At 33.3% G+C, this 26,585-nt stretch carries 22 protein-coding genes; 6 read left to right on the top strand and 16 right to left on the bottom strand.

Annotation, left to right across the window (positions count from 1 at the left end):
• Window positions 1-175: 175 nt before the first annotated feature.
• A complete protein-coding gene (locus B8T70_RS02310; RefSeq protein ID WP_039113107.1) occupies window positions 176-946 on the top strand; it encodes a nitrilase family protein in 771 nt (256 codons plus the stop codon).
• A gap of 1 nt (window position 947) precedes the next feature.
• On the opposite strand, the gene B8T70_RS02305 is transcribed toward B8T70_RS02310, so the two are convergent.
• Both B8T70_RS02305 and B8T70_RS02300 read right to left on the bottom strand, forming a co-directional pair.
• On the bottom strand, window positions 948-1,148 hold the full coding sequence (locus tag B8T70_RS02305; RefSeq protein WP_086893770.1) for a hypothetical protein: 201 nt from the start codon (window positions 1,146-1,148) through the stop codon (window positions 948-950).
• 283 nt (window positions 1,149-1,431) lie between these two features.
• Complete coding sequence (locus B8T70_RS02300) at window positions 1,432-2,709, bottom strand: MFS transporter (protein ID WP_086893769.1); 1,278 nt, start codon at window positions 2,707-2,709, stop codon at window positions 1,432-1,434.
• A 320-nt stretch (window positions 2,710-3,029) separates the two neighbouring features.
• Here B8T70_RS02300 and bshC point away from each other — a divergent pair, with 320 nt between their 5' ends.
• From bshC to B8T70_RS02285, 3 genes are all read left to right on the top strand, one after another.
• The gene (gene bshC, locus B8T70_RS02295) at window positions 3,030-4,619 is read left to right on the top strand and encodes a bacillithiol biosynthesis cysteine-adding enzyme BshC (protein WP_086893768.1); all 1,590 of its coding nucleotides are present in this window, start codon (window positions 3,030-3,032) and stop codon (window positions 4,617-4,619) included.
• A gap of 157 nt (window positions 4,620-4,776) precedes the next feature.
• Window positions 4,777-6,048, top strand: a complete 1,272-nt coding sequence (locus B8T70_RS02290) for an acyltransferase family protein (RefSeq protein ID WP_086893767.1) — start codon at window positions 4,777-4,779, stop codon at window positions 6,046-6,048.
• A gap of 164 nt (window positions 6,049-6,212) precedes the next feature.
• Entirely contained in the window at window positions 6,213-6,632 is a 420-nt protein-coding gene (locus B8T70_RS02285) for a nucleoside-diphosphate kinase (RefSeq protein WP_039119977.1), read from the top strand.
• Window positions 6,633-6,720: 88 nt separating this feature from the next.
• Here B8T70_RS02285 and B8T70_RS02280 read toward each other — a convergent pair whose 3' ends face one another.
• A complete protein-coding gene (locus tag B8T70_RS02280) occupies window positions 6,721-7,803 on the bottom strand; it encodes an ABC transporter ATP-binding protein (RefSeq protein ID WP_086893766.1) in 1,083 nt (360 codons plus the stop codon).
• Window positions 7,804-8,070: 267 nt separating this feature from the next.
• Here B8T70_RS02280 and B8T70_RS02275 point away from each other — a divergent pair, with 267 nt between their 5' ends.
• The gene (locus B8T70_RS02275) at window positions 8,071-8,730 is read left to right on the top strand and encodes a hypothetical protein (protein WP_086893765.1); all 660 of its coding nucleotides are present in this window, start codon (window positions 8,071-8,073) and stop codon (window positions 8,728-8,730) included.
• A 116-nt stretch (window positions 8,731-8,846) separates the two neighbouring features.
• On the opposite strand, the gene B8T70_RS02270 is transcribed toward B8T70_RS02275, so the two are convergent.
• Entirely contained in the window at window positions 8,847-10,043 is a 1,197-nt protein-coding gene (locus B8T70_RS02270) for an aminopeptidase C (RefSeq protein ID WP_039113572.1), read from the bottom strand.
• A gap of 327 nt (window positions 10,044-10,370) precedes the next feature.
• Between B8T70_RS02270 and B8T70_RS02265 the strand changes: the two genes are divergently transcribed.
• Window positions 10,371-12,818, top strand: coding sequence for a TonB-dependent siderophore receptor (locus B8T70_RS02265; protein WP_086893764.1), 2,448 nt, complete (start codon window positions 10,371-10,373; stop codon window positions 12,816-12,818).
• A gap of 96 nt (window positions 12,819-12,914) precedes the next feature.
• Here the strand turns inward: B8T70_RS02265 and B8T70_RS02260 are convergent, their stop codons facing one another.
• From B8T70_RS02260 to B8T70_RS02205, 12 genes are all read right to left on the bottom strand, one after another.
• Window positions 12,915-14,075, bottom strand: a complete 1,161-nt coding sequence (locus tag B8T70_RS02260) for a BamA/TamA family outer membrane protein (RefSeq protein ID WP_123912057.1) — start codon at window positions 14,073-14,075, stop codon at window positions 12,915-12,917.
• Window position 14,076: 1 nt separating this feature from the next.
• Window positions 14,077-15,075 (bottom strand): hypothetical protein, encoded by a 999-nt coding sequence (locus B8T70_RS02255; protein WP_086893763.1) that lies wholly within the window; start codon window positions 15,073-15,075, stop codon window positions 14,077-14,079.
• An 84-nt stretch (window positions 15,076-15,159) separates the two neighbouring features.
• On the bottom strand, window positions 15,160-16,131 hold the full coding sequence (locus B8T70_RS02250) for a transporter (RefSeq protein ID WP_086893762.1): 972 nt from the start codon (window positions 16,129-16,131) through the stop codon (window positions 15,160-15,162).
• A 95-nt stretch (window positions 16,132-16,226) separates the two neighbouring features.
• A complete protein-coding gene (locus B8T70_RS02245) occupies window positions 16,227-17,447 on the bottom strand; it encodes an AraC family transcriptional regulator (protein ID WP_086893806.1) in 1,221 nt (406 codons plus the stop codon).
• A 154-nt stretch (window positions 17,448-17,601) separates the two neighbouring features.
• Window positions 17,602-18,186: a DUF4136 domain-containing protein gene (locus B8T70_RS02240; protein WP_039113563.1), complete on the bottom strand. Its 585-nt coding sequence runs from the start codon at window positions 18,184-18,186 to the stop codon at window positions 17,602-17,604.
• 265 nt (window positions 18,187-18,451) lie between these two features.
• On the bottom strand, window positions 18,452-19,177 hold the full coding sequence (locus B8T70_RS02235; RefSeq protein WP_123912056.1) for a DUF6515 family protein: 726 nt from the start codon (window positions 19,175-19,177) through the stop codon (window positions 18,452-18,454).
• 18 nt (window positions 19,178-19,195) lie between these two features.
• Complete coding sequence (locus B8T70_RS02230; protein ID WP_086893760.1) at window positions 19,196-19,936, bottom strand: DUF2092 domain-containing protein; 741 nt, start codon at window positions 19,934-19,936, stop codon at window positions 19,196-19,198.
• 117 nt (window positions 19,937-20,053) lie between these two features.
• On the bottom strand, window positions 20,054-21,454 hold the full coding sequence (locus tag B8T70_RS02225; protein WP_086893759.1) for a DUF2252 domain-containing protein: 1,401 nt from the start codon (window positions 21,452-21,454) through the stop codon (window positions 20,054-20,056).
• Between the two features lie 12 nt (window positions 21,455-21,466).
• Window positions 21,467-22,246, bottom strand: coding sequence for a DUF2490 domain-containing protein (locus tag B8T70_RS02220; RefSeq protein ID WP_086893758.1), 780 nt, complete (start codon window positions 22,244-22,246; stop codon window positions 21,467-21,469).
• A gap of 54 nt (window positions 22,247-22,300) precedes the next feature.
• The gene (locus B8T70_RS02215) at window positions 22,301-23,704 is read right to left on the bottom strand and encodes a DUF1254 domain-containing protein (protein ID WP_086893757.1); all 1,404 of its coding nucleotides are present in this window, start codon (window positions 23,702-23,704) and stop codon (window positions 22,301-22,303) included.
• Between the two features lie 32 nt (window positions 23,705-23,736).
• Window positions 23,737-25,209, bottom strand: coding sequence for a DUF1254 domain-containing protein (locus B8T70_RS02210; RefSeq protein ID WP_086893756.1), 1,473 nt, complete (start codon window positions 25,207-25,209; stop codon window positions 23,737-23,739).
• A 24-nt stretch (window positions 25,210-25,233) separates the two neighbouring features.
• Window positions 25,234-26,580, bottom strand: a complete 1,347-nt coding sequence (locus B8T70_RS02205) for a DUF1214 domain-containing protein (protein ID WP_086893755.1) — start codon at window positions 26,578-26,580, stop codon at window positions 25,234-25,236.
• Window positions 26,581-26,585 lie beyond the last annotated feature (5 nt).

Genomic DNA, 26,585 nt, shown 5'->3' with positions numbered 1-26,585 from the left:
ACTATTTGAAATATTTTTGCAATATTTTGCAAAAATATTGCAATATTTTTTTGTTTAATGTTTTTTTATTCCCAAAAGTGTGATGTTTGTTGAGTTGGATGAGTTTTAAGAAATAATCTATTTGGAGTTAAAGTCGAATGAGCTAATTTATTTTAAAAAAGAGTATTTTTACAATATGAAAATTGCATTAATTCAAACAGATCTATACTGGGAAAGCCCAGAAAAAAACCGAAATTATTTCGAACAAAAGATTCATGAAATTAGCGAAGCTGTTGATTTGATTGTGCTTCCCGAAATGTTTTCTACAGGATTTACTATGAATCCTTCTAGCGTTGCCGAAACAATGCAAGGAGAAACTGTTGAGTGGATGAGTTTATTAGCTAGAGCTACAAAAAGGGCAATTACCGGAAGTTTGGTAATCGAGGAGAATGGGGAGTTTTATAATAGATTATTATTTGTTTTTCCCTCAGGAGAAACAAAATATTATGATAAGCGACATTTATTTACTCTCGCTGGAGAAGATAAAGTGTATACCAAAGGAGATCAGAAACTAATTGTAGATTATTTAGGATGGAAAATATGTCCGCTAATTTGTTATGATCTTAGATTTCCTGTTTTTTCTAGAAATACAGAATCCTATGATTTGCTATTATATGTAGCCAATTGGCCTAAAATACGCACTAATGCATGGGATACATTATTAAAAGCGCGTGCTATCGAAAACATGTGTTATTCGGTAGGAGTAAACAGAATTGGTTTAGATTATCATGGATATGAGCACATTGGGCACTCACAAGTAATAGATTTTCTTGGAGAATATTTAATTACTCCCCAAGAAATAGAAGGTGTTTTTATTACGGAATTAGATAAAGAAAAAATGTACGAAACAAGAAAAAAACTTGATTTCCTGAATGATAAAGATCAATTTATAATCCAGGGATTATAGATTATTTCTTTTTATCGGTTTTCTTTTTGTCTGTTTTTTTATCAGATTCTGGATTATAAGGAATGCTTAGATCAAAAATTTGATCAACATCCCAATTGGCTCTAACGTCGATTTCTTTTGAGAAATAAATAACCTCTCTTATTCTTGCTCCAAAAACTATTAGATAGTTAAAAAAGCAACTGAACTTAGATAACTTTATCACAAGATTTACAAAACATTTGATTGTTAGGCACAATTAATTTTAACACATAGAAACATAGGTCTTGTAAACTCAAAAAAAAGGCGTTTCACTTATTTTAAATGCACATAGCTAAACTAGTGTGAAAGAAATATATTTCTTTTTGTGTTCTTTTTTACACATAAAATCTATGTTTCTATGTGTTAAATTAAATTTTTACGCCTCAAACGAAGCGAAAAGATGCAGTAATTACACCCAAAGAGCTTCGTTTACTAATACTATAAAAATTGTGTCAGTAGATTTCCTCTTAAAACTGATGAACTTTCTTAGAAATTACTAAAAATGAAACTAAAGATATTAAAGCAGCCGCAGTTAGATAAAATCCTACGTAACTCAAACCATAAGTCGTTGCCAACCAAATTGCAATCATTGGAGCAAAAGCTGCACCCAAAATACCTGCCATATTAAAAGTTAAAGATGCTCCAGAATAACGAACTGTCGTAGGAAACAACTCCGATAAAAAAGTTCCCAATGGACCATAAGTAAAACCCATCAATGACATTCCGATACAAACGAAAGCTGTTACCATGTAAGGACTTCCAGAATTAAGAAAATACGAAAAGAAAAAACCGAAAACAGCAATAGCTAAAGTCGTGAAAATTAATATTTTTCTGCGACCAATTTTATCGGCAACCAAAGCCGAAACAGGAATAAAAGCAGCAAAAAATAATACAGAAAACAATTGTATTAACAAAGCATCTCTTTTGGTAAAACCTAAATCTGAAGTAGCCCAGCTTAAGGTAAAAACCGTCATTAAATAAAATACCAAAAAGGTTGTAATTGCAGATAATGTCCCAAAAATCAATTGATTTTTATACGATTTAAGCAAAGTAAAAAATGGAATTTTCACTTCTTTTTGTTCTAATTTAGAGTTTTCAAAAGCAGGAGTTTCACTAATTTTCAAACGAATATAAAATCCAACAATTACCAAAAGTGAACTTGCTATAAACGGAATTCTCCAGCCATAATCCATAAAATCTTCGCTGGTCATAGTATCCGTTAAAACTAAAAAAGTTCCTCCTGAAAGTAGCAATCCAATAGGCGCTCCTAATTGCGGAAACATTCCATACCAGGCACGCTTATGCGGAGGTGCATTCTCTATTGCTAATAAAACAGCGCCACCCCATTCGCCTCCTAAACCAACTCCCTGACCAAATCGACATAACATCAATAAAATCGGCGCAGCGATTCCGATACTTGCATAACTTGGCAAAAAACCAATTGCAATTGTCGACAATCCCATGGTTAGCAAAGCCACTACCAAAGTAACTTTACGCCCTATTTTATCTCCATAATGACCAAAAACAGCAGAACCAATAGGTCTGGATAAAAAAGCTATCGAAAAAGTAGCTAAAGATTCAAGGGTCGAATTAGTACTACTAGCACCTGGGAAAAATAATTGCGGAAACACCAATACAGCTGCATTAGCATAAATATAGAAATCAAAAAATTCAATTGTCGTACCTATTAAGCTCCCAAAAAGAACATGTTTCAAGGAGTTTTCCTTAGTAGAATTATTTTTCATGCGGTTGATATGGTTTTTATGAAAATAGGATATAAAAATGACTCTAATTTTTGAAAATAACAAATATTAAATTCCCATTTTTTAAGAAATTAGTTTAAAAAATCATAATCCTCATGACCCCAAAAAGCCATCAACACATTCAAATTCTGTGAATTATTTTTCAAATAAATTAAAAAACAAGTATTTTCCTATATCACAATTATTTATATGATTATCAATGATTTGCAACTATTTTTAAAATTCAAATCATAAGCAATAGTTAAATCCATTTTTAAGTACAAATTTTGATTAAATTTACAGCTATCAAAAAAACAATACTTATGCCAACCGACTGTATCAGCTACCAAAACTCAGGATATTTCTCAACTTTGATACATGATTATTTAGAACAAAAATCAGATTTAAAACCATTATATAATAATTTTCCAACACTGGAAAACTTTGAAAAACAAATTATCGAAAAGCAACAAAATTTCGATAATAACAATAGAATTCCATTAGTTTCGGTCTTAAAAGAACAATATGCCAAAATTGAACTTTCGGATTCGACCAAACAAAATATCAAAGTCTTAGCACTCCCAAATACATTTACAGTTACAACAGGACATCAACTAAACCTATTTAGCGGTCCCTTATATTTCTTGTATAAAATAATCTCAACGATAAATCTTACCAACGAATTAAAAGCAAAATATCCTTCGCATAACTTTGTTCCCATTTATTGGATGGCGACAGAAGACCATGATTTTGAAGAAATTAATTATTTTAATTTTAAAGGTAAAAAGTTCCGATGGAATGCCGAAAGTACAGGTCCGGTAGGAAGATTATCAACTAAAGGACTTGAAGATTTTTTCGAAATATATACTTTAGAATTAGGTTCAAGCATCAATGCCAATGTTTTGAAAAAAATATTTAAAGATGCCTATCTAAAACACAATAATCTAGCAGATGCAACACGTTATCTTGCCAATAGTTTATTTGCATCACAAGGCTTAGTAATTCTAGATGCAGACAATGCCAATTTAAAGCGTGCTTTTATTCCATACATAAAAGAAGAATTAGAATCTCAATCTGCCTATAAAGCCGTTCAGGAAACTATCGAAAAACTGAAAGATTATACAGTTCAGGTAAATCCGCGCGAAATCAATTTATTTTATATCGAAGATAATTTACGCGAACGTATCATTTTTGAAAACGGAAAATATAAAGTTAACAATACAAAAATTGAATTTTCAGGAAGAGAAATCTTTGATTTACTAGAAAGAAATCCCGAAAAATTTAGTCCGAACGTGATTATGCGTCCGTTATATCAAGAAATTATCTTGCCTAATTTATGCTACATTGGCGGAGGCGGAGAAATTGCCTATTGGTTAGAATTAAAATCATTCTTTGATACTGCAAAGATTACTTTTCCGATGCTTTTAATTAGAAATTCCGTGCTTTTGGCTACCGAAAAACAGGCAAAAAAAGCGGATCAATTAAATTTATCATGGAGCGATTTATTCTCAAAACAAAACAGTTTAATAAATAAGAGTACAAGAGAACTATCACCATTCTCCATTGATTTAACGCCTCAAAAAGAACTTTTGCATAAGCAATTCGAATATCTTTATGAATTAGCAAATCAAACAGACAAATCGTTTACTGGAGCAGTAAAAGCACAAGAAGTTAAACAAATAAAAGGACTCGAAAACCTTGAAAAAAGACTCTTAAAAGCACAAAAAAGAAAATTAAATGACATTTTGCAACGTATTACCGACTTGCAAAATGAACTGTTTCCAAATAAAAGCTTGCAGGAGCGTCAAGCCAATTTTTCAGAATTTTATCTGGAAAAAGGAGAGGAATTAATCCCCCTTCTTATTAAAGAATTAAAACCATTAGAATCTAATTTTAATGTCATAACAATATAAAAGTTTGCTACGAATTTCGCTAATTCGCAGAAATTTGTAGCAAAAAAACAAAAGTAACAATCATAAGAAACAAATAACCACTTACCTCTTAGATTGTTACCCTCTAAACCAAATTATTAACTTTAAAAAACGAGAACTAACCTATTACAAAAAAATTATGACCAGAGAGCGCTTGATTTCACTAGATGTCTTCAGAGGATTAACTATTTTATTAATGACAATTGTCAATAATCCTGGAAGCTGGGACGCTGTTTATCCTCCTCTATTACACTCTGAGTGGCATGGCTGCACACTAACCGATTTGGTTTTCCCTTTTTTCATCTTCATAATGGGAGTAGCTGTTTCATTTGCAATGCCTACAAAAACTTTCGATAGTACTACATTCAACAAAATACTAGTACGCTCATTAAGAATGTTTTGCTTAGGAATCTTCTTTAATTTTTTTGCCAAAATACAACTTTTTGGACTCGACGGAATTCCGTTACTTATAGGTCGATTAATTATAACTATTGCGGTAGGTTATGCCTTAATGGGAAATTTTAGTTCTAGAGTAAAAAATATTCTTGCCTTTTCGATCCTGTTTATTTATCTCTTCTTGGCCTATAGCGGTATCGAAGCGTATCAAAATGTGCGATTACCAGGCGTATTACAACGTATAGCCATCGTATATTTTGTAGTATCCCTTTTGTACTTAAAATCAAACCAAAGAACACAGATAATAGTTGCTGTAATCTTATTATTAGTCTATTGGGCAATAATGGCTTTAATACCAGTTCCAGGAATCGGTGAAGCAAATTTTGATAAAGGAACCAATCTTGCTTCTTGGCTAGATAGTATCTTACTAAAAGGACATATGTATCGCGGAACCATAACTTGGGATCCAGAAGGTATATTAAGTACTATCCCATCCATCGGAACCGGAATTATCGGACTACTTATTGGTCAGTTATTACACCGTGCCATACCAAAAATTGAAATTGCCAAAAAAATGGCTATCGCAGGTATCGCATTAATTATAGTTGCTCAAATCTGGAGTATCGTTTTCCCTATTAACAAATCACTTTGGACAAGTACATACACATTATACACAGCAGGACTAGCAACTACTTGTCTGGCATTATTATATTACCTTATTGATATTTTAAACTTAAAAAAAGGAATCAAATTATTCTTAATTTGGGGCGTTAACCCAATGATTGTATTTTTCTTCTCGCAAATAATCCCACAAGGATTAGTAATGATACAATTTAAAAACCCCCATAGCCCAGGAGAACAAATCAATCTTTTAAATTATTTATATAGCTTTGGGATTGCACCATTTTTCAGTAATCCAATGTCAGCTTCCTTAGCTGGAGCAATAACTTATGTTGGAATCTGGACGTTTATTTTATGGCTTTTCTACAAGAACAAACTTATTTTTAAGGTTTAAATTTTAAAACTTGTATAAGACGCACTGCGGTGCGTCTCTACTGCTGTACGTCATTACTCATAATTAATTATCATAAAGGTATTCTGGATAGTTATAATTATGAATTTATTAAATTCAATTCATAAAAAAAGTCTATTTTTGCACAAAATTTAATAAAAATAAAAATGGCAACAAATAGAACTTTTACAATGATTAAGCCAGATGCAGTTCAAAACGGACACATCGGAAATATCTTAGCAATGATTACTAATGGAGGATTTAAAATCATTTCATTAAAATTAACTCAATTAACTGTAGCTGATGCTCAAGCATTTTATGCTGTTCACGCTGCAAGACCTTTCTACGGAGAATTAGTAGAATTTATGTCTCGTGGACCAATTGTTGCTGCAATTTTAGAAAAAGACAACGCTGTTGAAGATTTCAGAACTTTAATCGGAGCTACAAACCCTGCTGAAGCTGCTGAAGGAACAATTCGTAAAGCATACGCAACTTCTATCGGAGAAAATGCAGTTCACGGTTCTGATAGCGACGAAAATGCTGCTATCGAAGGTGCATTCCATTTTGCTGGAAGAGAGCAATTCTAATTTAGACTTCTTAGATAGTTAGATTTTCAGACTACTTAGACTGACTTAGATTAAAATAAAAACCCGCTTCAATGAAGCGGGTTTTTATTTATTTCAGCATTTCTGCACTTTCCTCCTTAGAGACATATACTTTCTCTCCTAAGTCTCGTATTTTTTTTAAGGCATACAAAAATTCATGCTTAATAACACTAAGTGACTTTAAATAATTAAATTCATATTTATCATTTAAGATATCTTCTAATTCTATTTTACCATAACTATTTATTTTTAAAAATTTCAACTCATTTTCAACTTCCTTATTTATATCTCTTACTCCACAATAAATATACCTACCTATATTTTTATCCATTTCTACTAAAATTTGTTTTTTTTCAGCAATGGTTATCCCAGGAACTTGAAAAGAATCAAATGCACTATATGAAATATTTATTATTCGTGGAAAACCAATACCTTTTGGTTCTAATTCCCCCATTTCAACTATATATTTTCTGTCTTCAGTAGAACTGAATACCAATCTTGCAATTTTAGATAACAGAGTGCTTTTACCTGATCCATTTCGTCCTACAACAACAGAGATTCTACTCGGAAGTGATTCTCTAGCTATACCGTATTCTTTTGATGAAAAATCAAAATTTATGGGAACTGACATTTCTTTAGTTTTAAATGAAAACTTCAAATTTTTTATATCAGGAAGTGTTTCATAATTACCTGTTAATAAGGTCGGCGCTAAAATAAAAATATCATCATGTAATGTAATATCCCTTAATAAAGATTTATTAAACCCTTTTTCGTATTTGAAAATCTCAAGCAATGAAGGATCATTTATAACGTCATTAAGGGATTTAAGTAATAAATTTTTACTGAAATCATCAAGCTGAGCTATTCTTTCATAATAATCTAATGATGCCCCTAAAGAACAATATTCTTTAGGAAGTTTATCAATAATTCCTAATTCTAACAAATATTTCTGTTTTTCTTCTTGTCCTTTTTTTAAAATCCTAACGCCACCAATTGGTTCAAAAACTCCACTGCCATTTCCTAATTTGGAGTGTAAAAAATAATAGGTATAATACCCAAAATCATTCCAAGAATCTTGCTCAAGAATAAAACCAACATCATCATCTTGACTAGAAACAACATTTTGATTCCAATCGATTATTTCTATTTTCATATATTTCTTTTAATGCTTTATTAAAGCTCATCAAACTATATTTATTATTTAACTTAATATACTATTCGAAATTAACATAATAAACCCTATTTATCTATTACAATACCAATAAAATTGATTTATTATGGAAAACCGTAAAACAATTCAAAACATGGTATCTAAATTTACAAATATCTTTAAAACAGGTATTTGTACCTATAAATCCCATCTTATAAAGCTGTTTATTTAGCAAAATATATTTTTAAAGTAATTGTTACATGTAAAATAATGATTACTAACCTTAATAATAATTCAATGGAAGCAAAGAAATTCTCTATTAGCAAATTAGAATTAGCCCGGAAAAACCCTATTGATTTTGGAAATCACCTAAGAGATGATGAAGAAGAACCATTTAACAATAGACCAAAATCTGTACGCTGGTTAGATTCTACAAGTGTTTATCATAAAAATTCAAGTTTATCAGAAGCAATCACTTATTTAGAAAATTCTTTTAGAAACAGAAAACAAACAAAAAAGAATGTTAAAGAAGTTGAAACCTTAGTAAATTCTTTATGCCTTTATGTTACCGAGTGTTCAGCACTAAATTACACACATTACACACACAAACACAAAATAGAAATAAACTTATCTTCAAAACTAAAAACAACTGGATGGGTTTGGATAATTAATACAACATCAACTGGTTATTCAGCATATATTGTAGTAAATGATAACGACAGTCACAATTGGCAAGGTCAACTAAGATTTCCTATCATTCAAAATTATGTAGCCAATCTTATTTTTAACTGCCCTATTGAAGATGTGGATGTGGGAATTATAAATTATACAGAAGGTAAACATCATAGAACTTGTTTTTCCCAAACTGATATTACAGAAGCATTAAATGAATTAAAAGCAATAGGTTCACAAATTTCATCTTTACTTTAAAATTATTACAAACATTTTTTCGCTTTCATCTACAAAAAACTAGATGTATCATCAAAACAAAAAAGCGCCACAATTTCTTGTAGCGCTTTCTTTATATTTTAAAAGTTCTAATTAACTTAAACTCCTAACTTCTTAGCAATATCAGCAGGTAATCCGCCTTTGTTTACCATAAGGGCAGTAGTTTTATATTTCACGAAATTTTTGGTTACAAACAAGAAACCTTTGTAGTCATTTGTTTCTCCCCAAGAATTTTTTACGATGTAATATTCTTTACCTGTTTGATCTTTGGCTAAACCAATAATGTGCATTCCGTGATCATCTGTAGTTTGATAGTTATCAAAAGCAGCCTGACGCATTTCGGCAGTAATTTCTGGTTCTGCTTTTGGTCCGTTAAACATATCTGCTTTTTCATCTGCAGTCATATCATCAAATTTCTTTGTTGGTACATATGCTACACCGTTTTTCCAGCTAAAGCTTTTCTCACTTACATCTGTAGCCCAAGCTACTGTATATCCTTTTTTTAATGCATTATCAATAACATCGGTCATGTCATTAACTTTTACATTGTAAACCTGATCAAATGACCAGTTGTCTGGCACTGCCAATAATGTTTTTTGGTAATATGGAGCTGTTGTAAATGATGACATTTCAACATATTCATCTGGATTAACACCTACTATCTCTTTAGCAAATGATTGTGGTGTATAATTTTTTCCTTTGTAAGTAAAGTTTTCTGGCACTTTTCCTAAGTAAGAATCAATAACTGCTGCATAGGCTTTTTCCCAGTTTGGAGTAAGTTCTCCGTTTGGATTTTTTACTACTGCTGTTAAAACACCTTCGTTTATAGCTGCCATTTCGGCAAATTTATTTTTATCTGTTCCGTAGTTTAATCCTGTATATACTTCTCTTGGAACTGCTCCGTATTTTCTATACATATTGATTACATCATGCAATGAACCTCCGTCGCCTAATGTTACTGCTCCATGCATACGCACGTAGTTCTTCCCTTTTTCAACATACACATTTCTTGCAGAGAAAATTTGAGACAACTCAACTGGTTGTTTCCCAAGTCTAATCATTTCTGACTCTAAGAAAGAGTTTGTCGCATAGCTCCAACATGTTCCTGAAGAACCTTGAGATTTTACCGATGTTGTTCCTAGGTTAATTTGCTCCGTAAATTTAAAATTCTCTTTACTTTTTTCGCTTGCATTTAACTTTAAAGAGTTAACCAAAATGTCTTGTGCGAAACAACCACTCACACCTACCATAAAGGCAGATGCTGCGAATACCGATTTCATCGTAATTTTATACATAATCAATGATTTAAATAGTTGACTAATTAGTAGCCTAGATTTTATTTTTGTTACAAAACAATTAAATATTAAATAAAAAAACTAACCTAATGCAGTTAATTTTTATACAATGTTTTTATTAATCTATAAAAACTTACAAAATACTCAAAACAGGTAATCTTTTTTTAGCAATAAAGTAAAATTATGCTATTGCTTCTAAATAAAAAGTCCTGAATAATCTAACACTCACGCGTGTTCTCTTTTTTAATATAAAGTTTTCTTAAATTATTATTTTTATCAAGTCTAAATAAATATATATTTGCACCGTAAAAATCCAAATACCATACAATGAAACTAATTTATATAGTGCTACTTATAGCATTTTTTAATATTGGGCAAGCTCAAACTACCCAAATTACAGGAAAAATAGTTACCGAAAACAATGAAGAGGCTTCTTATGCAGCTGTTTTAATTAAGGAACTAAAAAAGAATATCTCTGCCGACGAAAAGGGAAATTTCCAGATCAATAATCTTAAACCGGGAACCTATACTCTTCTTTTTTCTAGTTTAGGTCTATCTTCTCAGGAAAAAACGATCGAATTACATGAGGATGAAAAACTGAACTTACCAACCATTACGCTAAAAGAAAATATTAATACGCTGCAAACCGTAGAGATTACAGGTAGAAAAGAGAAATCATACAAAAACACAAAATCTTTTATTGGTGCAAAAACAGAAATTGCTCTTAAGGATTTACCACAAGCGGTTTCTTATGCTACTAAAGAACTAATTGCCGACCAAGGCGCAATACGTATCGGAGAGGTTATAAAGAATTTTAGTGGCGTAAGTCAGTTCACTTTTTATGATGATGTATCGATTAGAGGTTTTAGAATAAATGGAGGAAGCAATACGCAATTACTAAATGGTTTAAGAACTTCGACAGGTTTCTGGAAACAGCCTTTGGCAAATTATCTGGAACGTGTAGAGGTATTAAAAGGGCCATCATCAGCATTATTTGGTAATGCATCACCTGGTGGAGTTATAAATAGGGTAACCAAAAAACCATTAGATCAACCAGCAAATAGTATCAGTTTTTCTACAGGAAGTTTTAATACTCTTAGAGCATTAGCCGATTTTACAGGACCGCTTACCGAAGATAAATCACTTTTATACCGTTTGAATATTGGCTACGAGAATGCCAATTCTTTTAGAGATTTACAATTTGATAAGAACATTGTTATTGCTCCTTCTCTATCATTTTTACCAAATGATAAAACCCGAGTAAACTTTGATTTAATTTATACAAGTTCAAAAGGGATGCTTGATCGTGGACAATCGACTTACGAAAACAACTTGTATTCTACTAAAACCAAACAATCATTAAACTCTCCTAATGATTATCTTAACGAAGAAACTTATATTGTTACAACTTCATTAAACCATCAATTTACCGATAAGTTATCATTCTCTGCTTCGTATATCCGAACTGGTTATAATGAAGACTTACTAGAACATCGTGGAGCCAACAAATATGCGTCTGCAGCAGATGGTAGTACTATTCCGTCTGCAATAGAAATGCAGGTTTTTATGCGTAAACGTAAACGTTACATCGATAATATCTCAACCTTTTTTGTGTACAAAACAAAAACAGGCGATTTAGATCATAATTTAATCTTAGGATATGACTACGCTCAGGAACAAGTACCATCTGGAGGTTCTCAGCTTGAGGCAAAAGGATACAGAAATGCAGCAAATAATGGAGCAATTAATACTTATAATCCAAAAAATAGCAGTGCTTATTTATTAGATTCCAAAGGAAATCCTGTTCCTAATGTTGCTCATTTTGACTTAACAAATCCATCAGGATCTCAACAATTAAAAGATGTTAGCAAATATTTTTATACTGCACGTCCATTCGACCCTAGCTATTATTCTTTGTATGGAATCTATTTGCAGGATCATATAAAATGGGGTCGTCTGCAAGCCTTAATTGGAGTTCGATATGACGAATATACCGACCGTGAAAATTACACAAAAGACAATGAGAAGAAAGTAAAACAACATTCATTCTTACCACGTATAGGTCTAACGTACACAGTAAACTCAAACATTAATGTTTATGGTACCTACGTAAAAGGATATAACCCACAAACCACATCATCATTATCTAATCCAAATGCTGGTGGACCTTTTGATCCTTTAGAAAGTAATATGATAGAATTTGGAGGTAAATCGTCATGGTTTAAAGAAAAATTATTTGTTACTCTGGCACTATTTAAGATTCAACAAAAAAACACCTTGTATAATGCCAATGATCCTTCTAATATTGACTTAATGAGACAGGTAGGTACGGAAGAATCTAAAGGAATAGAAATTGATGTAAATGGAAGCATAACTCGCCAATGGAGTATTTCTGCAGCTTATTCGTATAACGAAGCACATATTACCGAAAGCCCAATAGCTGACGAAATAGGAAGACAAAAACCAAACACTCCAATACAACAAGGAAATATCTGGACTCGTTATAATTTTGTAGATGGTGCTCTAAAAGATTTTGGACTTGCTATGGGAACAAACTTTGTAACAACTCGTAACTTAAGTATTAGTGCAACACAAACAATACCTGGTTATACGCTAATGAATGCTGCTTTGTATTACACCATTAACAAATTCAAAATACAATTGAACGCAAATAATCTAACCAATAAAACCTATTGGGTTGGTGGATATGATTACATCCGTTTATTTCCCGGAGCTCCAAGAAACTGGTTACTTACTCTTGGCTATTCATTTTAAGAAAACTGTTTAGAAATAAAAAAACCTGATAGCAATTGCTATCAGGTTTTAGACAATTATTGAATTAACTAACTAACAGATATTTTTTAAGATTAACTAACGAAGCCAATTACTTCCAAAAACCACATAATATGCCCAGTCTTCCGGACCTCTCGCTACATCGACCCCCATTCTTAATTTAAATTTTCTAGCAATTAAATATCGAAAACCTGTTCCATAACTATAAACAACTGGTTTAGCAAAAGCTTTATCCCAATCGTTAAAAGCGCTTGCCAGACCGCCATAGCCCATAAGACTCCATCTTCTGTACAAATCCCATCTTAGTTCAGCCTCAGTTACAACACTGGCTTTACCCTGATATCTGGCTGAAGGAATTCCTCTTAAATTAATTCCTGGTCTAAGGTAAAAAGGAGCATTACCAAGTGCCTGTTCTCCTTCTAGTCTAAGTCCGCCAATTAATTTTTTAGCGATAGGATAATACCCTATTGCTGACAAATTTAACCGCCATGCATCATAATCACTGCCTATTGTATTATCTGACCAGAAAAAGTCAAACTGAAACCGCATTCCTTTATCTGGCGTAAAGATATTATCGCGCCCATCAAACTGAATGGCTCCACCTAATTGGCTTACTACACTTTTTACATCACTTAATTTAGCAAACGAAGGAAGATCATTTAAATCTGGGAAATTAACTTTAGAATCTAACAAAAGATACTGTGGACCTGCACTCCATTTTCCGTTTCTAAACTGCTTCATAACCCGAGCATAGAATGCAAATGATTTAAAATTAAGGTCAATTTCTTTGTCTTTACCATTAGGCAAATTTTCATAAAATGACATATTTACATTTCCATAGCCTCCTCCTACACGATACAATATTCTTGATTTTATAAAACTTCCTGCACGAAATGCTCCTACTGCCCAACTTTTGTTACCAGTATACATTCCCATCGCTCCTGTAATATCAGGATCTATAAATCTTTTCTTTCCATTTGCATCAATAATAGGATCATGTTTTTTAAGATAAAGAGGTAACACTGCTCCCCCGATTCCTCCTAAAGCAGGCTCGGTAATAAGTGTAGGTACAACTATAAAACCATGTGCATAAATTATGTAATCACTTAAATCAAAAGCCCCATCTAGGGAATCTTTCATACTTATGTGTTTATGTTCTTTGTCCTGTCCTGCCATCGTTATCGTCATGAAAACTATAAGAAACAGGAATACTTTTCGGAGTTGGTTTGTTTTTTTCATATTAAAATCCAAATCGATAATTTACTGAAGCTAAAATTGAGGAACGTCCACCAAAAAAACCTGCTTCTGTTCGAAACTGCCAATGGTGATCTAATTGAAACTGTCCACCCACAGACATACTCCAAGGAGAAAGTGCTTTCTTTTTAAGTGAATACGAAATTGAAGCATCTTCTGGATCTAACTTATCTAATTTGTCTCTTATTTTATCGGCTATTTGCTTGATAATAACCTTATCTGCCGCAGGTAAATTTTGATACCAAGCCTTATCTTCGACATCAAAATCTGCCGAGTTTCCGCTAACTCCTAAATCCGAAAGGTTAATAGTTCCTTTGGTCACTCTGTTTACAAAAAGTCCCTGAACTCCAATCCATGGAGCAAAATTTCTATTCGGTTTTCGTCGGGACTGAAAAACATATCCAAATCTTGGTGCTAACATTTGAGAGTGAATAGACCCTTCAATTTGATCGAATTTTGTCCATGTATTGTTATAATCTAAGGTTCCGAATACATGTTTGTAAGCGCCTCCTAAAGTCATTCCGACTCCAAAAGTTCCTCCCTCAAAATCGACTTTGTTACTAAAGTTCATTGGCTCGACAACGTTTACACTTGTACTCGCCCAAGTTTTACCTACAACTGCATAAATGTCTACAAAAGGCAAAGCCCAAACATCTATACGCGAGGTTACGGAATTAAGTGTGGCTTTGGTTTCTCCAAATTTCACAAAATCAAGAGGAACTAACGGGCTATTGTTTATTCCTACTTCCAGATCACTGATAACAACCTTTTGACTTCCTGAAAAATAATTTATCATAACCCCGATCGGATATGGCAAATCGACTCCTCTTTTGGTAATACGTTGTCCCCAAGCGGGTAATCTATAAGCCCATGTAGATGTTTTTATACTATCAGCGTAAGCTTGGCGTAAATCTTCTTTTTGGGCAAACACTATATTCTGATTAATGATAATAAATATCAGTACTAATAATCCTTTTAATTTCATACGCAGGTATATTTAATTACTTGTTGAGAGATTTCACACCTTTATCAATTGGAACCCTTATACCAATTTCTTATAATTGGCTATTTATTTCTTTGTACTAAAAACATGAGCCAACGTTATAAAAAAAGTATTCCCTTTAAATCTGTTAATAGATTCAACTTCTCCAAACCAGCGTAATCCCGCTGAGGTACTTGAGCTAATATGAAAATAATTTACTTCGGCACCTAAAGCCATAACACGATCTTTGTTACCTGAAAAAACGGAGTTCCCAATAGGTATTTCATCGCTTGTTGCTTTAAACTGCATGTAGTAAACTAAACCTGCATTAATTATAGATTTCGGAGCTGGTGCATCTGTAGTGCCTCCCATTACATAATATGTTTTTCCGAATCCTCCTTCAAGGCTAAAAAGATCTCCTGTTTTAATATCGGTATCTTTTTTCTTTCCATTTATTTCATAAGAAGCTAATGCTGATAAATGCAATGTTTTTTTATCATTAAAAAAAAATGTTGTTCCTGCCGAAAACTCATTTATAAACATTCCTAAACCACTGTTATCACTAGCTCCGTTTTCAAACTTACCCGTAGGCAAATACATGGCGTAAGTAAAAATGAAATCGGCTTTTTTATTATGCCAACCCAATTGTAATGGTATGATATAAGTATCTGAATACGCAAAAGGGCTTTTTGAGCTTACATAATTCCCCTGAATTGCATTGGAGGCAAATGGTAATAATGCTGATGCTCCATAATTTCCTCCTAAAATCTTAAAATCGCTTACCCAACTTACACCCACAGCTGTAAGGAACATATTTAAATTTGGATCTGCGACTGCAACATCGCCATCGTTATTTCGTAAAGAAGTCGTGTTATAAAAATAAACGGGTACAAATACAGAAAGGGTATTTTCGGGTGTTTGAGTACCCGATTGTAATCCCATAGCTCCCAGAAAATGTCCACCTTTAAGTTGTGCATTACTAAAAAAAGGAATTAATAAAACCAGTGTTGTAACAACTGTTTTTATAGATTGTATGTTTTTATTAAATACTGTTTTCATGATTTTATTTTATAATAATTCATTAAATAATTTTAGAATACTTAATCAATAAAAGAATCCCTCAACACAAGTTTTATCTTGTTCTGGTAATGAAATTATTTTATCGAGAATTCATTTCTTCCTTCAGAAGTTACTCGAATAAATTTAAAATACTCTGATGGAGACTTACCTGTGTGTTTAACAAATGCTCTAAAACAAGTTGTTCTGGATTTAAATCCCGAGCCCCATGCCATTCCTTCCAGAGATAAGTGTTTCCAATCGATATCGTTTACTTTATCTTTAAAGTATTCGATTCTTTTAAGATTTACATAATCCTGAAAATGAAGATTGTATTCACTATTTATCAGACTTGAAAGATGGTGAACTGGTATTCCTGTTTCTTCGGACAAATCGCGAATGACAAGATTTTTCTTTAAGAAGAGTTTTTTACTAAGAAAGGCTTTTTCAAGTGTTATTAAATAAGTTATTTTCTTTTCGTCTGTAAGCGAGCTTAATATAGGCAAAGCGTCTTTTACTTCTTCTGTCTTTATAGTTTTACTGAAATTATCGTTGCTAAAATTACGCAAAGTAATAAGCGGCTCTCGTAAACCGTACAAAACCTGAGGTTTAAAATACAACCAGCTCACTGTAAAAAGAAGGATAAAAGATACCATTGCGTTGTACAGAAAATCAATATTAATTACGGAGCTACTCAAGAATCGATGCACAAAAAGTGTCGAAAAAAGTACTATAATCATAATATTAAAAATCCTCAACCAATTAATAACCTTATCATTATATCGTTTAAGTTTATGTGTGTTTTTTAAATCAAATTTTAAAATCATTATGGTTTGCACAAAAGCATATCCTAACCAAGATAATATTATGATTAACGGAAATGCAGCATTTACTTTAACAGATAAATAGTCTGTTCTTTGTATTATATCGTCATTAAACAAACCTCCTAAATGATTAAGATAACGGTCTGAAAATGAAAATAAAATATAAATGAAACATACTATAAAGGGAGTAAAATGTATCCAATCGTATTTTCTAATCATTTTTCCAGGCAACAAAACATTTCTTATATATAAAAAAGAACATGGTGCTACCAAGAAAATAAAAGAACGGGTGATTATAAAGAAATTTGAAAACCCTTTTAATACACTTGCAGACAAGTAAAAACTATAAATACTTCCTATAGCAAGGCTAAACAAGCAAAGACTCAAAAAGAAATTCTGATTAAGATTTTTTTTGGTAAAAATAATCATCAACGAAACAGCAAAACCTGCTATTGATGCGATAAAGAAAAAAAGAGATAGTAATATATAAATCATGGGGGAAAGATTTAACATTTTTATTCTAGAAATGATTTCACTTATAAAATCAACATTATCAAAGACATCCTGTAGTTGCCTGCATTATAAAACGATTAAACTTATCTAGTAGGGAGATAAGTTTAATCGAGTTGTAGTATACTCGTTGTAGAACTTATTTTTTTACAACTAAGCCAGGAGGGAATCCTGCTAAAATTTTCTTTACAGAAGAACTAATAAATTCATCTGGATTATCTGGTCTTTTATCTAATTCGGTATTACCGATTCCTTGCCAAATTAGTTTTTGTGTTTTTGTAGATACAATATCAATTACCAAAGATCCATCAACATAATCGTAGGTATCATAAGTTGTAGTACCACTTAGCATACCACCACCAGCACCCCAATATCCATACGGACGATACATACCGCCATAGCCATAGAAATTAGAATTTGCTGTAACCTGTTTTTTGTCTTTTAAAATGGTAACCGCATTAACTTTCAGATCAGGATTGTTTGCTGTTTCTTTAAATCCTTTACTAGCCATTTCTGTACGAATTGCATTTGCAATTCTATCTACATTCAACTGGCTTACCTGACCCTCTTGCGCTTTTAAGTCATAAACCGCAAATGTTTTATACTCTGAAAAATTAGCTGAATGGTCGTAATCGTTTGTAACTTTTACGCTTGGAGCACAGCTGTAAATCAAACCCAATAATATAACTGGGATTATGAATAAGGTTCTTCTTCTCGTGTTCATTTTATTAAATTTTAAAGTGATTATTAAAAAATTAGTAAGCTATTTAAACTATTAAATAAATGATCAAATTTTGAATGAGCGGAAATTCCTGTTAAGAATATTGTTTTTTTAAGTTAAAACATTCTTAAAATTAAGTGGTATTTTCCCTAAAGGTAAATTATTTTATTAATTACCCCAAACAAATTTGATTAAATGTCCTCCATTATAAACTGAATTGCACATGTTTAGCCTTACAATGGAAGTTTTTACAAATACATTCTGTCAATTATTTACCTTGTACGACAACGTAACTATCCTGACCATCTTTAGAAATTGGCTGATAATACACATTGTTATAAAGCAAGTATTTTTGACCGTCGATTGTTTTTTCTTCTGCTCCTTCTGGAAGATGTGTTACAACTGCTCCAACTGGTGCTGTTACAACTTTATACTTGCCTGAAGTTTTACTATAATAAGTTCCTCCATAATAGTAATACTCGGCACCCGAGACAGTTATCGTTACATATCCTTTTGGCAAATCAGATATTGTTGCACCTATTGGTGCTGGTACAACTTTATACCCACTAGATTCTTTTACATAATACACTCCATCGTCATAATTATAGTTTGTATTCTCTACAGATACAATTATTGCTGCGGTGGTTAATGTTGCCAAAAAGAAACCTACAGGATACCATGTTGGCCCCCAAACATAAGGTACAAACGGATGATACGCATATGGAAATGGTACTGGGTAAGGATGAAATGGTACCGGATACGGCCTTGGATACGGGTGTGGAGGTGGTGGCAATGGCCTTGGCGGTATCGGCCTAATCGGTTCAGGACGTGGCATTGGTCTAATCGGCTCCGGGCGAGGCATTGGTCTAGGCATCGGACGCGGCGGTGGGAAATGACCAAAACGTTGTGCTGTAACTGTTTCTGGAATCATTAATAGCATTGCAAACAATACCATAATAAATATCGAAATTCTATTTGATTTATATGATTTCATAGGAATCTATTTATGTGATTACTTAGTTTTTTCTCTAGGAGCAAATTTTGTTTTGGTAGCCTTAGGGGGAGCTTTAAACTCAAACAAAGTGTCTGGCAAATCGGCGTTTATTACCCAGTCTTTATAAACTGCTTCAAATTGTGGACTCTCTTTTTGATCTGTATAAATTATTACCATCTTAAGAGGTAAAAACAAATCATCATTTGCTATCCAAAACTGAAAACTTTTGGTTTTATCACGCCCTGCAATATGAAAACATTCCTTTCCATTAATAGTTGTTTTCCCCAAAAAGACCAAATCTTCACTAGAAGACTGAATATCGCTAGCAAAAGAAGGATAGAAAAAATCGGCAGCCGAAAACTCAATTCCGTACTTTTTGCTAACATCATCTATTGTTTCAATCACAGAATTTGGTGCGGCGGTCGTAGCATAAGTATTATTATCATAAGAATAATAATTTAAACTTTGCCCATTATACAACAACGCCCGATTGCCTTTATCTCCTGTAGAAGTAACTTTCATTTTTTCTGGAAACTTAATAGCAACTTTATCAATAATAGCATGCTTTACAAGTCCTAAATTATTCGTTAAGATATCATAAGTCGTTACCGCAGTAAAACTACAAGACTTTATATCCTGCATGGTTTCGGTAGTTCGGCTTAAGAGATAAACAGCCGTAGAATCTATACGCTGTGTTTGGGCATTTGTTGAGATAACCATCATCAAGAAGCCTATTAAAAATAAAAACTTTGTATTCATATATAGATATTAATTGATTTTTATCGGTCATATGTAATTCGCATATCTTCATTGGAGTTTGCTACCAATTTAAGGTCATGCTCATTTCATACGTTTGTTTCTTATTTACTTATTAAATTAACTTTCCATTGGTATAGGTAATCTTCCGCTTTTAACAGCTTCTAACATTTTCTTATAATCTGCTTCATTTTGATTGGCATAGGAAACCGAAAAATCGGCAATCGCATTGGCAAATTCTTTGTTTTTACCCATATAACCAGATAAAACCGAAGCATCTCCCGAACGTGCATGTGCTCTTGCTAATACCCATCCGCATGCTTTGGCATAATCCATAAGATTTTTGGCTTTCATAACCTCAAGAACAGGTTTAACTTTGGCATCGCGAAGTTGTCGTATGTAAAAAAACTTCCCCCTTTCTCCATCCGTCCATCCCAAAAACATATCCGATGCTGACTGCATTAACTTCTGTCCCATTACGATACGTTCTCCTTGATGTTTATAAATACTTTTGGTTTTTAAATTAGGTTCTAATACACTTTGTCTTGCTTCTTTAAATTGTAAAAAAATCGGTTCGCCAGTTCCCGACATTAACAGACTTATCCCGCAAAGCGTTCCTACACTTCCTACGCCTACTACTTTTATAGCAATATCATGTACTGAATATCGGTTTAGGAGTATTCGTTTATCTTCAGATAATGATTTTATATACTTTTTATGAACTGCCTCTGCTTGTCTCAGCATATTTTCGCCTTCTTCGCCCGTTAGGTGATAAATAAGTGGTGGTTCATCTTTAATACGAGCCCGTTTTCCTTCTTGATACGTGAGTTTGGCAAACTCTTTTTCATGGGCAGTATATTCAGCCGCTTTTTTTAGTCTTTTTTTCTGGAACTGCTTTATTTCATCATCACTTCCTAATTCTATCAAGTCGGCTAAATCAATATGAGCATACCATATTTGTAGTGCTGATAATTTGCTATATTCAAGCATGTGTTTTTTGTAACTCTCGGCAACAAGTCGAGCTACTTCTTTGCTTATTTTTGGAGAAAAATTCTTCCATCTTGCTGCAATTGTAAAGCTGGTTGCAAGTCGTTTTAAATCCCATTCCCATGGTCCGGGAAGTGTTTCATCAAAGTCATTAATATCAAAAACTAACTGACGCTCAGGAGTCGCAAATCCTCCAAAATTCATTAAATGACAATCTCCGCAAAGCTGAAGTTCTATTCCTGTTGTGCGAGACTGTTTTAAATCGGCTGCCATAATTGCTGCTGCACCTCTATAAAAAGAAAATGGAGATTCCATCATCCTACTATATCTAATAGGTAATAAACTTTCGACTCTACCTACACTTGTATTAATTAATATAGCAACAGGATCTTCTCTATCTTTGGCGGGTTTCCACTCGCTATGAATGGAGCGCGGTGTAGTTTTACGAATTGCTTTTCCCTCGGCAAATCGTTCTGCTTTTGATATTCCAGAATCAAATATGTTTTCGTTGGTTTCTTTGGATTTGTCAATCATAGCTTCTAATTTTTATTTTCGTTTAAAAGGCAAATCAGTTGTAAGCGTAATCCTAATAGTATGATTCATTCTGCTAAGCCCACTTTCGGTATCGGGCGATTTCCAGAAAATCTGATTCATATATCCTACTTCCAATCGTATTTCTCTCCGTTTATCAAGACTGTAAGCAGTTCCTAAATACAATCGGTTTTGATCTAAGTAATTCTCATCGCTGCTGGCTGCATTGGTTCTTATATGAACCTCATCATAAACAACAGCTGCCCATCGTTCTTTAAACCATAATTGATATCGTACTTGGTATCGTAACGTATTTTCGAATTTGTAATAATCAAAATGGTCGCTTGTGCTATTTGGATCGTCTTTTCTACCTAACCATCGTTGCTCCATCCTAAAACGTTGTGACCAAACTTCTTTTCCTTCTTTCTTTACTAAACGCCAAATAAATTGCTCGTATATTCTGTAATCTGGATTATTGTATGGTAAGGAGACCTCATCATAGGGCAAATCCCATTGATAGGCAATACCTGCTCCTAATCGGTTTCCGTTTTTAAGATAATAATTGGCTCCTGCTCTGTAAAAAGCCCCTTGAAGTTCAGATACAAATTGATTTCCTTTTGAATATCCTTCCAACAGTAATCCCCATCTTCCATCTTCTTTAAATGGTAAATACAATTCATAACCAACCCATGCCGCAACATTCTGTTCCATTTTTTGAGCATTTGTTTTTACACTACCCAAAAAAGTAAGTACGATTATAAAACTTATGGTTTTCAAAATATTGGTTATGTTCATACAACTACTCAATTAGTTTTCAATAATTAAAAAAGTACTTAATCTACCTTAGTTTTATTTCACAAGTTCTGGCTGCGGAGCTTTCCATGTACCGTTTAATATCGATTCGTCTGGACCATAAATTCGGATTAAATAATAGAATGCATCTGCCGGAGTAGGCAACCAATTGGACTCTTTTCCTTTTGGAGCATTATGTTGCATGTAAATAATCAAATCTCCATTCGGTTCATATTGCAATCCTGTAGTTCTGTCTCCAATAGAATATCTGTTAATGGGATTACTAACCAAATACCTGCTTGGTAATTCGTAAATGGTAATGCTCCAAAAATATTTATCGGGTGGCGTTTGTCCTTTTGGGAAACGAATTATATAGTTATTTTTTCCTGAAAGAAAGTTATTTGCTTTATCCGATCTTGTCCCGATATAAATAGCTTCTTCTTTGGTATTACCGAATAATCCTGCTGCTGCGCCCAATGCTCTTTTGAGATAATCGCCATTTAGCATTTCTCTGGTTCCAAATAAATCTGTCGCATTTTCCAGTTTATCTGTTCCTTCTTTTAATTCTTTTTCCGCTTCCTTTACTCCTTCATTTATTGCTTTTAATACTTCTGGGGTATAGGCTTTGGGATCGAATGTATTAGCAGGAACAATTCCGATTTTAGCAAATTTTGCTCTTAGTTCCTTTTCTTTAGGATTTACCGAGGTGTATTGCAAAAGATTACTGAGTAATCCTATAAAGGCTGCCGAATCTAAATCAGCTTGTTTAAATTTCTGATAGGGCATAAGATATTCTTTATGCGCAGGGCCAGCCTGTTTTGTAAACTCATGTAGCGGAATTAATTTATACTGTGATTGTAGTTTTTTTACATTTTCGATATCACTAGGATCCATCTTTAACTCAGTTCTTCCTAATAAGGTTACCAAATCAGTCTCTGATTGAATTACTTTATCGATTCCACTAGGTTTTTCGCCTTTCCAATCAGGACCAGCAATAAGATATTTCCCTGCTTTAGTTCCCGTAGCACGGCTTCCTACATAAGCAAAGTTGAAAGTATATAAATCGATAAACTGAAATGAATAATACCTGTCTGATACTTCTGGAACTTCGAGTACAATTGGTTCATCTGCCAGATTAAGAATTGCCCAAGAATAAGGTGTATCGTTATTTGGCGTTATTACTGCGGTATCCTTAGGCGTAAAACTTTTAGCATAATGTTTAAACTTATTAAACCCTCCAGCATAATCCAGATAAGATGAATCCAAAGCATACAAACTCATACTTCTGTAATTCATTGCCAACGGGAAGCCATATATCCAAGCTTCTTTAGCAATTGCTTTTGCCGAATCAGCAGATTTTGTAATAACAATATTTACCGCAGCTTCATCATTTAATCTGTCTTTCTTTTTACATGAGAAAATAGTAATTAGAACAATTGTTATAAAGAGTGCTTTTTTCATATTACTTCAATTAAAAAATTTCTAAATTATTTTCATTTCACTTCTTTAATATCATCCATTTTCCAGCTTTTATCAAAATAAGCGGCTGTTGGTCCGTAAAAACGCATATAAGTAAACCAGTGTTTACCTGGTAAAGTTTGCACCCAGTTTTTTTCTTTTCCTGCTGGCGCTTTTGGTCCAAAATACAGATCGATAGATCCATCAGTATTTTTTATTAAATCCTTACGGGAAGATAAGTCAGCATTTTTTTGAGGATTATCGATCAGACATCTTGTTGCAGAATCGTAAATTGTAATCGACCAGAAATTAACTGCTGGTGGATCTGCAGGAACATTCAGAGTGTAATTTTTACCTCCGTCTAACCAGTTTCCATTATTATCAAAATAAGACCCTAAATACGCCTGGCCTACATTTGGCATTTTGGTAATCATAGCTTTTGAATACGTAACAGCTTCATAGAAATAAGATGTTCTTTCAAAAAATTCATCATAATTATCTGCATGCTGAGACGGATCTTTAATAATCATAACATAATCCCATTTTTTATCTGGCCAGTGTTTTACGTCCTTAAATCGTTTACTGAAGGAATTTGCCATGGCCATTTGCTGACCTTTTTCGGCAGCAGCAATTAAAATTTTCTTCTGACGTTCATCTGGAGCAAATTGTTTTCCTTTTTCGATTCCTAAATTTTTAAGCCACGCCATAAAGAAACGATCACGTTCTTCTACTGGTTCTTCTTGTAAGATAGAATGAAGGCGTTCCCAATAAGCAATTCCAGTTGGTTGAATTCCGTACCATTTTTTACCTGCGGGTGGACTAACTACTTTTGTCAGCGTTGGGTTTGCTCGTTGTGCATAAGGATATATTTTTACTTGTTTTACTAAAGTTTCAGTCGTTTTAGGATCTGGATCTAGAGCCCTAAAACCAAAAAACATATTAACAGTATTACATGGAACTATAAAATATCCAGCTGGTTTAAAATCTTTCATTGTTGGCGGAACAAGAATATATTTTCCACCTTTTCCTTTGTCGGGTCCCATTTCTCCAATTACGGCCTGCTCGCGCTGCCAAAAATCACCCAATCCTCCAGCTGTATGTCCTGCAGGCATTTCGATAACTGTTGGTCCATTTTTAGCAAGATCAATAAATGATATTATATAGGGTGTTGTCGCATTTCCTGTTAGAATTCCTAAGCGATCATTGTATGTATTATAAAAAATAAGATCATTGCTCGTTGCATTAAATGTTTTATACTGAATATGCTGCCATTCGGCGAAAGCCACAATAGGCAATCCCCATAGATAACATTGCGTTGCCTGCTGAAAATCCATCTCGTCAAACAATGCGGGAATTGATTCTTTTGAAGGTAATTCTCCATCCATTTTTATTTCTGTTCCAGATGGCGAAATTGTTGTGGATGCAGCATTTAGTGTTGTCTTTTTTTCGCATCCGATAGTCAAAATTGACAAAGAAACTGCTAGAATAACAAGGCTTTTATTTTTCATGATTTATATTTTTGTACAGGATAATTATTTTATTTGTTCTATTGGAGCAGGAAACCATTTTCCTTCCTGTACCGATTTCTTAGGAACGTATGTACGAAAGTTGAGTGAAAAACCTTTTCCTGCTGGTGTTGGTAACCAGTTACTTTCGATTGCTCCTTTTGGTAATGAAGAAGCCAGCCAAATACTTAAGGAACCGTCAGGATTTTTCTTTAAACCGGAAACATTATTCAGGTTATAGCGTTTTAATTTATTATCAACCACTCTGTAATCAGGTACACTATATACCGTTGTCGACCAAAATCCGTCAACTGCAGTCTCTGGCAACGCATCTTTTGGAAATCTTATTTCATATACTTTATCACCTGTTAAAGGTTGACCTTTACTATCTATTAATCCGATAAAATAAACGGCTTCTTCTTTACGGTTTGCCCATAAACCTCCATAATTAATAATATCGCGAGCCAAGATATCATTGCCAAAATTACCTGCAACGTACGATACTGACCATCCTCCTTTTTGAGTTCCGAAGCCTTTTGCTCCTTCTAAAAATCCTGGAATCGCTTTTGTTTTTATTATTTCATCAACACGTGCTTTTGCCTTATCATCAGTTTTACGATATTGCTCAATCGAAATTGCTTTATCCTGATATTCTTTCGCTTTGGGCATTACATCTGGATATGAAGCAATAACTTCTTCGACTTTATCAAATATTTCACCTCCTATTGGTGCTTTAGGAGTAAAATCAGGAATGGTAACTGGTGGTGTAATTTTAATTCCTTCGGGTACAGTAAGTGTAAATTGCCTTTGCAGTTTTTGTGCTATATCTGGCGTTCCTTTCAATTCTACTCTAGCTAGCATTTTTGTCTTTTCAGATGGCAATTCAATTTTTACAGCATCGGCAGGAATGGTAGGATTTGTCCCTTTTAAAACTAGAGCAAATTTCCCGTAAGGAGTTTTAGGATAATTGCGATTGTTGATATTTACAATTACCTCTCCCCATCCGTTTAATAATTCTGCGGTATAATAACGTCCCTCAATTTTAGGAACATTCAGGATTACGGCATGATCTGCATCTACAGCAAGCCAAGCTTCCAGATAAGCTACATCAAGATTTGGATTTACAAATTGAGCCGTTCCCAGTGGGTTATATTTAATTTTATTGTATCCTACTTTCTCGACATTAATGTCATGATTCTCTTGTTGAATCACCAAATATCTTCCGTACAAATAAGTATAAGCATCTACAATATCTTGGTCTGTAGGAACTGTGCTAATTTCGGTAGTCGCCGTTGTAGCATCTGAAGTTGATGCCTCTTTTTTGCAACTAATAAATAAAAAACCAATAACTAATATAAGAAGTCCTTTTTTCATGTGAG

This window comes from Flavobacterium sp. AJR (assembly GCF_002156885.1).
Classification (GTDB): Bacteria; Bacteroidota; Bacteroidia; order Flavobacteriales; family Flavobacteriaceae; genus Flavobacterium.
The sequence above is the reverse complement of the archived record's forward strand: the minus strand, read 5'-3'. Positions and strand labels throughout refer to the sequence as shown.